This is a genomic window from Microcystis sp. M53603_WE2, from assembly GCF_030065435.1.
In genome coordinates, this window is sequence record NZ_JASJFF010001337.1 from 1 (window position 1) to 8,888 (window position 8,888).

Sequence of the window (8,888 nt, forward strand, 5' to 3'; positions counted from 1 at the left end):
CTCAGCATCCCTATAAAACTCAAATCTTGGACTTCCATTCCTGCAAAACCCAATGGGCAACTCGTTCACTCTATTTTGAGGGACAGAAGCGAAATCAATTCTGTATCCTACACTACCGTTTGAATTTGGAATTGCTGAAAATAGCCTAGGGCAGTTGCTCTGGCTGGGGGGTCAATGCTATGATTAGGGAGACTTTTGCGGGTATAGTTCAGTGGTAGAACGTCACCTTCCCAAGGTGAATGTCGCGCGTTCGAGTCGCGTTACCCGCTTCTGACGACAATTGATTTGACATACCCCACGCCGTAAACGGACGTGGATTCTTCTAGCATCACTGCTGTGAATTTCTGGCTCAACGAGTCCACTTGAATTAGATTCCTGGCGAAATCCTACCCAGAGGTGGTTCTCTCCTCAGACTTTCGCTCCCTTACAGAAGCCTGTTCTCGGGGTCCCCTACGATACAGTTCAAAACCTCTAAAATAATTGGTTTCTTTGGTACTTGGTGCTGAGAATTTTTACCTATAGGAGCATTCCCCTATAGAACCCCATAACTCTAGTTTTCAAGGTGCGTTCATCGGTTGATGACTGGGTTTTTTAAGCGGTTGCTTACCCGGCCGCCTATTCTTAATATCATACATCAGATCAAGTCGCCCTAAAAGGGCGAGGCTTTAAACCCAATTTTTTGGTAATATATCAATTAACTGGCAAGATGGGCTTGGTCAAGTTAACCCCTTTGGCTGTTAACCGTCCCATCAAGCTGATCTAGGGCAAAGATAATGCTATCGCTACCATGAAACTAATTATCGGGGGACGTTACCAAGTTATTAAACCCCTAAGTCAAGGGGCTTTCGGTCAAACTTTTTTAGCCCAAGATAACTATCGCCCCGGCCGTCCTCAATGTGTGGTCAAACAGTTAATCACCCAAGTGGTTAACGAAGTTACTATAGGATTATTTGAGAGTGAGGCCAGAGCTTTGGAAAAACTCGGCCATCACCCTCAAATACCGCAATTTTTCGCCAGTTTTCAGGAAAATAAGTCTTTTTATATCGTTCAAGAATTTATCGATGGTCACGATCTTAGTCAGGAAATCTCTAAGGGTAAGCGTTTAGAAGAGAGTCAGGTAATTCAGTTATTAAAAGATATCTTGGAAGTTCTCGCTTTTGTCCATCAAAATAATATTATTCACCGAGATATCAAACCCCATAATATTATCCGTCGCCAAGAGGGCAAGCTAGTTTTAATCGACTTTGGCGGAGTCAAACAAGTGGGGACTCAATGGCTAAAAGCAAAACAGACCAGTGTGTCCATTGGGATTGGCACCCCTGGTTATATGCCTAGTGAACAGGCGCAAAATAAACCGCGATTGTCTAGCGATGTCTATGCCGTGGGAATCATCGCTATTCAAGCCTTAACCGGTCTCAAACCGACGCAATTGCCCGAAGATGCCGAAACCGGAGAAATCGCTTGGCGCGATCAGGCCGATGTTAGAGATGATCTAGCAGTTATTATCGATAAAATGACCCGTTATGACTGGCGCCAACGCTTTCCCTCGGCAGCAGAAGTTTTAGATGCCATAAAAGAGTTACTGCAATTGCGTCAACAACAAGCTTTAGTGCTGGAAATTTCAGCAGAGGATTTGTTTTATCGCGGTAACGCGCATCTCGATTTGGGGCAGCATCGCGAAGCAGTTCAATTGTATCAGCAGTCCCTGCGGAAAAAGCCCAATTTTGTCAATGCTTGGTATAATCGCGGTCTGGCCTTGCAACGATTAGGGCGTTTTCCTGAAGCTTTAGGGTCTTTTAATCAGGTAATTCAATTAGAGACTAATAATGCTCGGGCTTGGTTTTATCGCGGCATCGCTTTAGCTAATTTACGACAAATCAGTGATGCGATCGCATCTTGGGATAAGGCGATTCAACTGCAGCCAGATTATCTGGAAGCATGGCATTACAAGGGCATGATTTTATGTCGGATGCAACATTATGCGGAAGGTCTAGCGGCTTATAATCAAGCCCTGGCCATTAAATCCGATGCTAATGTCTGGTTTAGCAAAGGTGAAGCTTTACGGGAATTAGAGCGACTCAGTGAAGCGGTCGCCGCTTATAATAAGGCTTTACAGTTACAATCCCAAAAGGCTGAGGCATGGTATCAACGGGGTTGTTGTCTCTACAAGTTAAAATGTTTCTCGGAAGCAGTGGTTTCCTTTAACCAAACCCTACAACTAGAGCCTAGCCATCAATTAGCTCTCCAACAACGGAATTTAGCCCTTAATCACCTGAAATTGTAGGCAGCAAGCCAGGATTTTGGTTCTCTTGGATTTGGTGGGTAAAATTTATTCTCAGATACATTCCTCCTAGCGAGGGGGTGGAAGGAACCACTCCAGACACAGAGGACACAAAGATTGATCGCTTCTATAGTAAGTTAAACTGATCACACAAAGAATAAGAGAGCCGATTTTGACTCTCATTCAGATAAAATGGGCATACTAATATTATTGACAAGATGGGCGAAATTTGGATGTCTTCTCTTGAAACAATAGCAATCAACCAAAGATTTGAATATTTATTATCGGTTCTGTCAGCAGAGCGATTTCTCAAAAAACAGGGAATTGGCAATGAAGTTCCTTTTTTTATCTGTCCTTACCCACCTCAAGACACTGTTGAAATGGAACGTCTGCAAAAGCAACTGGTTAGTCAGTTGCATCAAAAAGGGATTCGCATATTAGAGATCAATCTTTATGAGCTCTGTCTTGACTTATTGAGGGAACGGCAGATATTTGAGCAAATTCTCGATATAGAATCCTCGATATCTAAAGGGGAACTGAAAGAGCTTTTACAAAATGTGTTAGATTCGGAGAGTCATTTAATTCCAGCCCTAGGCGAAAAAATTGCCGAAAATCCGTTTGATATCTTGTTTTTATGGGGCGTTGGTCAAATTTTTCCCTATATTCGTTCCCATAATGTTCTTAATAACCTCCAAACCACGAACAACAACCAACCGACGGTAATGTTTTTTCCGGGGGCCTACACCTATTCCCTAGAGTCGGGAGCCTCTCTCAATTTATTTGGACTCTTAGGAGATGACAAATATTATCGAGCTTTTAACATTTACGAGTACCAAGTTTAAGGGAGAACTAATTATGCAGTTAAGTAGAATTTTTGAGAAACAAGTTAGTCGTCCTATGGAAGGGGTAATCAAAGCGGATGCCAATGATGAGGCGAGTCTGCACGTTGAACTAGAAGAATATGTGCTTACCGGCGAGGTTGAAAAACGCCTAGAGGAGTTTTTGTCAGCTTATAACAATTATACAGGAGTTAATGGGGTTTGGATATCGGGCTTTTTTGGCTCTGGTAAGTCCCATTTATTAAAAATATTGGCCCTGTTGTTAGAGGATCGCTGGCTCGAAAATAGCCAAGCAATTGAAAAATTTTTACCCAAATGTCGGAACAATGAAATTCTTAAAAGAGACTTAAGGAAAGCCGTTGCTATTCCTGCTCAAAGTATTTTATTTAATATCGATCAAAAGGCGGATGTCACCAGTAAAACAGAATTTGATGCTTTATTATCAGTTTTTAGCAAGGTTTTCAATGAAGCGCGGGGTTATTATGGAAAACAGGGCTATATTGCTCAGTTTGAAAAAGAATTAGATGAGCGGGGGTTATATACTGCTTTTAAAACTGAGTATGAATCCGTTGCTGGTAAACCCTGGGAAAGGGGACGGGAACAAGTCATTTTAGAAAGAAAAAATATTGCGATCGCCTATGGAAAAGTGACCGGTGCATCGGTGGAAAATTCCACCAATATTCTCGATTTATATCGTCAGGATTATAAACTTTCCATTGATGATTTTTCCCAAGAGGTAAAAGCATTTATTGAACAGAAATCCTCTAATTTTAGACTAAACTTTTTTGTGGATGAGGTGGGACAATACATTGCGGATAATGTTAAATTAATGACCAATTTACAAACCATTGCCGAGAGTTTAGCCACAAAATGTCAGGGACGTTCTTGGGTGATTGTCACCGCTCAGGAAGACATGGAAACGGTATTAGGAGAAATGGGAAATCATCGAACTAAGGATTTTTCTAAAATTCAAGATCGTTTTGCTAATCGCATGAAATTAACCAGCCGGGATGTGGCGGAAGTTATTCAGAAACGTCTGCTGACAAAAAATGAGGATGGTGTTAGAATACTCGGGCAGATTTATGAGCAACAACGGCATAATTTACCTACCTTATTTCGCTTTTCCGATGGCTCAAGGGATTTCCGTAATTTTCAAGATAGAAACCATTTTATCGATTGTTATCCTTTTATTCCCTACCAGTTTACCCTTTTCCAGTCTGCTATTAGAGGATTATCTATACATAGTGCTTTTGAAGGAAAACATAGTTCGGTAGGGGAACGCTCAATGTTGGCGGTTTTCCGTAAGGTGGTAATAGCAATTGAGGGGCAAGAAATTGGTCATCTAGCTACATTTGATTTAATGTTTCAAGGAATTAGATCGACGTTGAAATCTAATATTCAGAGTGGTATTACTTTAGCGGAAGATAATCTTAATAATCCTTTTGCCGTGCGTCTTCTCAAGGCATTATTTCTAGTTAAATATGTAGAGGGATTTAAGGCTAATTTACAGAATTTATCTATCCTGATGTTAGAGGAATTTGAACAGGATATTTCCCACCTACAAAATCGAGTTCAGGAAGGGTTAAACCTGCTTGAACATCAAACCTACATTCAGAGAACGGGGGACTTGTATGAGTATTTAACGGACAAGGAAAAAGACATTGAGCAGGAGATTAAAAATACAGAATTAGAAGATAATAGGATTTTAGATGCCTTAAATAATTTAATTTTTGAGGAGATTCTCAAAACCGCAAAAATTCGCAATCAAGAGGGGACACAAGATTATCAATTCTCCCGTAAGATTGATGGAATACTTTATAAACGAGAATACGAGTTAAGTATTCAAATCATCACTCCTTTTTTCTGGCAACATGAGCAAGAAAAAGCCCTACAGATGGAGAATATGGGACGGGATGAGTTATTAGTTATTATCCCTTCTAATCAGCCTTTAATGAAAGATTTAACCATGTATAAAAGAACAGAAAAGTATGTTCAACAGAATATATCTGTCACTCATCAGGAAGAAGTTAAAAGTATTTTGAATCAAAAAAATCAAAGCAATCAACAAAATTACGAAAAGATTAAAAACAGTCTGAAAAGTTTATTAGGACAGGCTAAGTTATTTGTATCGGGAAGGGAGTTAGAGATTGGCAGTAGTGATGCTCAAAGTAGAATTATTTTAGGGTTTCAGAAATTAATTGCCGAGGTGTATCATAACTTTCAAATGTTAGGGGGAGTGACTTATAAAGTCGAACAATTTAAGCACTTTTTAGAACCGTCTCAAGAGGGTTTATTTAGTAATGATCTCAAGGATTTAAGTGAACCAGAAAAAGAGGTTTTTAACTTTACTCAAAAGGATAAAGAAAAGGGGTTAAGGACATCTATGAAGTCTCTAACCGATAATTTTCAACGTAAACCCTATGGGTGGAGTGAGGGGGCGATTTTATGTATGGTTGCCAAACTGTGCGCCAGAGGTAAGCTAAAAGTGGAAAGAGAGGGCAATTTGTTGGAAGGAGGGGCATTAGTTGAGGCTATTTGTAAGTCCCGTAATTATAGTAATATTTTACTACAGCCACAACAGAAATTTACCTCTTCACAGGTACGAAAACTTAAGGATTTTTATGAGGAATTTTTTGCTCAACCCTGTGGAGATAATGAACCTAAAGCTATTTATCAGAAAACGCAAGCAGCATTTAAGGAACTCAGCCAATTGATTCGAGAAACACTCTCAGAAATGGATAAATATCCTTTTTTATCGGCTTTAGAACCGGCTCGACAAACCCTGAATGATGTATGTAATCAGCCTTATGATTGGTATCTTACCGATTTAACCGAACGAGAGGATGAGTTATTAGATCTTAAAGAGAATGTAATAGAGCCGATTCTGAGTTTTATGCAGGGGGAACAAAAACGGATTTATGATCGGGCTAAACTGTTATTAGAGACTCAAAAGCCCAATTTTAGTTATATCAACAGCGATAATCTATCTCAACTGAGAACAGTTCTCACGGATACCCAATGCTTTAAAGGAAGCCGGATGCAGCAGGTAAAGGGGTTAATAGAGTCGGTAGAGGCAGAAATTTCTAGCGAAGTTACCAAGGAAGTGGAACAAGCACAGGAAGAAATCGGGTTGTTACAAGAGCGAATGGGTAAAATGGCCGAGTTTTCCCAACTTTCTCCGGTGCAACAGCAGGAAATTCTGAAATCTTTTCAGGATTGTTGTGATTCTATTGCTCAAGAAGATTTGATTGCTATGATTCGCAGTACCCGTCAGAAGTTTGAAACGGATACCTATCCTCGGTTACTCTCAAAAATGACTAAGTTGACGGGGGTTGATGGGGTTTCTTCCCAGGCAACCCGTCGGGTTAAGGAGTCAGAAACTCAATATATACCCAGTCAGACAATTAAGATTAATTTTGGCAAGGCATGGCTGGCAGATGAGGCGGATGTGGAGGAGTATCTCTCGGCAATGCGTGAGGCTTTAATAGCAGAAATTAAGGAAGGTAAACGGATTCAAATTTGAGAAGTGGGGTGTGGGGTGTGGGAACTATTTACCACGATATAGAGATTACCGATTTCTTGATTGAGATGAAAAGATGATTACATCATTAGAACTGAGAAATTTTACAGCTTTTCGACGTTTAAAAATTGATTTTTCTCCGAAGATTAACGTCATTATTGGAGAAAATGGGACGGGAAAAACTCATTTGTTAAAAGTTGCTTATGCCCTTAGTTCTGGGTATAAACTGTTTAAACAGCCATCGGAGATGGAGGAGTCTGATTTAAGGGATTTTTTAACCGAGCGGTTAATTCGTCTTTTTCTTCCTTTAAATAATAAATTAGGAAAACTTTATCACACGGGAGCAGAAGAAAGGGCAGAATGTACTATTAACTTTTCCCTAGAGCAAACGCTGAAAATTAGTTTTTCTAAGAGTTCCCAATCTGTGCATATTATCGAGAATAAAAATTATGAGCAATACCAACAAACTCCAGTTTTTATTCCTGCTCAAGAATCTTTATCTTTTATGGAGGGAATGCTTAGTCTCTACGATAGGTATCAAATGAATTTTGATGAAACCTATCGAGATCTATGGTCACTGCTAGATTTACCTGTTATCCGGTCTGAAAATCTTCAGGAAAAATCTAAATGGGCGATGGAAGAAATTAAAAATATTTGTGGGGGAAAATTTATCTTTTATGGAGGAGGTAGGGTAAATTTTAAAGTCAAAAATATAGAATATTCTGTTAATGCAATCGCTGAAGGTTTTCGCAAGATGGGAGTATTATCTAGGTTATTAGAAACGGGTGCAATTCAACCGGGGATGAGTGGGACATTATTCTGGGATGAACCGGAAGGAAATATTAACCCTAAATTAATGAGGCTATTGGTAGAAATTTTACTAGAATTATCTCGTAATGGTCAACAAGTTATAGTGGCTACTCATGATTATGTTTTTTTAAAATGGTTTGATTTACTAATTGATGAAAAGAAAGATGATAAGATTACTTATCATAGTCTTTATCGGGATCAGGAAAATAATCAATTAAGGGTTAATAGCACCCATGAATATCTAGAAATTTACCCGAACCGAATTTCAGATACTTATACGGATTTAACCAATGAACAACTTAAACAATATTTAAGGAGCTAAATTAAATGGGATTAACGTTAACAGAAGGTGATCTAAGTATAGAGTTTACAGACGCATTAAATGGTTTCGTGTTTGACCAAATGGATGCCAATCTACCCAATTATCATGGTATTGGTCAAATGGGTCGAGTGGATTTCATCGTTGAGATTGAGGAAACATTAATTTTTATTGAGATAAAAGATCCCAGTAATCCTAATGCTCAAACAAAAGGAAAAGAAAAGTTTTTGAAACAGCTAGAAAAAGGGGAATTAGCCGATACATTTGCTCAAAAATTTATAGATTCTTTTATTTATCGTTGGGCTGAGAATGAAGTTAACAAACCAATTCGTTATATTTGCTTAGTCACTTTAGACCAAGCTCTACTAATTAATTTGACAGATAAAATTAAGGAAAAATTACCCCCAATGGGGAGAGAAACTCCTCGATGGAAGCGAAAGTTCTATGAAATTTGCTTAGTTCTTAATATTGAAAGTTGGAATCAACTATTTGCTCCATGGCCAGTTAAACGAATTAGTTCCGAACTATCCGATATATGAACTTATCTCCTGATGCTATACCTTTAATTGGGTCTTGTTTACGCCCTCGGTTTAAAAGTTCTTGATACCAAGGCAATTGTTCTAAAACAGCTATTAATGGGGGTAAAACGCAGTAGAGAGTTAAGAGATTGATTAAAAACCTATTCCACTGACACTTACCAAAGATTGATAACATGATAATCTTGTTGAACTTGCAAACCTCGAAAATGAGACAGGTGTTCCCATAAATTAAGTTAGAACCGTTGTTAATATCTTTTTAGGATAAGATTGTCTTAAGTACCTAAGCAAAATTCATTACACATCTAAGCCACTACTCCGTCAGACTTCTGGTGTGAGGAAACAGTGAACTGAAAACTCAAATCCGATCCCTAATAGCTGTCTCCCGTCTCCCGTCTCCCGTCTCCCGTCTCGACTAGGAAATTAATTTTGCACGACTACTTAGGGTCTGCTGAATAAATCTAAAAACCTTGTTGGATAAGACTTTTGGACTTTTTTCCCCTCAAAAAGTGCCAGCCATTGGAGTGATCGGGGGTAAAATTCAGGTACTTTTTCCCTGAAAATTAGGTAACTGACTACCTCA

The 8,888-nt window shown here is 39.0% G+C and carries 5 protein-coding genes and 1 tRNA gene; all 6 read left to right on the top strand.

Features of this window, described 5'->3' with window-relative positions; translation table 11 throughout:
* The first annotated feature begins 197 nt into the window (after nt 1-197).
* The 6 genes from PX481_RS28155 to PX481_RS28180 all read left to right on the top strand — a co-directional run bounded on the left by PX481_RS28155 (nt 198) and on the right by PX481_RS28180 (nt 8,308).
* Nucleotides 198-269 (top strand) — tRNA-Gly (locus PX481_RS28155).
* 518 nt (nt 270-787) lie between these two features.
* On the top strand, nt 788-2,284 hold the full coding sequence (locus PX481_RS28160; RefSeq protein WP_288097241.1) for a serine/threonine-protein kinase: 1,497 nt from the start codon (nt 788-790) through the stop codon (nt 2,282-2,284).
* A 215-nt stretch (nt 2,285-2,499) separates the two neighbouring features.
* On the top strand, nt 2,500-3,123 hold the full coding sequence (locus tag PX481_RS28165) for a DUF1788 domain-containing protein (RefSeq protein WP_004266781.1): 624 nt from the start codon (nt 2,500-2,502) through the stop codon (nt 3,121-3,123).
* 13 nt (nt 3,124-3,136) lie between these two features.
* Nucleotides 3,137-6,643: a BREX system P-loop protein BrxC gene (gene brxC, locus PX481_RS28170; RefSeq protein ID WP_004266780.1), complete on the top strand. Its 3,507-nt coding sequence runs from the start codon at nt 3,137-3,139 to the stop codon at nt 6,641-6,643.
* A 73-nt stretch (nt 6,644-6,716) separates the two neighbouring features.
* A complete protein-coding gene (locus tag PX481_RS28175) occupies nt 6,717-7,772 on the top strand; it encodes an AAA family ATPase (RefSeq protein WP_004266778.1) in 1,056 nt (351 codons plus the stop codon).
* Between the two features lie 5 nt (nt 7,773-7,777).
* The gene (locus PX481_RS28180; protein WP_004266777.1) at nt 7,778-8,308 is read left to right on the top strand and encodes a hypothetical protein; all 531 of its coding nucleotides are present in this window, start codon (nt 7,778-7,780) and stop codon (nt 8,306-8,308) included.
* Nucleotides 8,309-8,888: the final 580 nt, after the last annotated feature.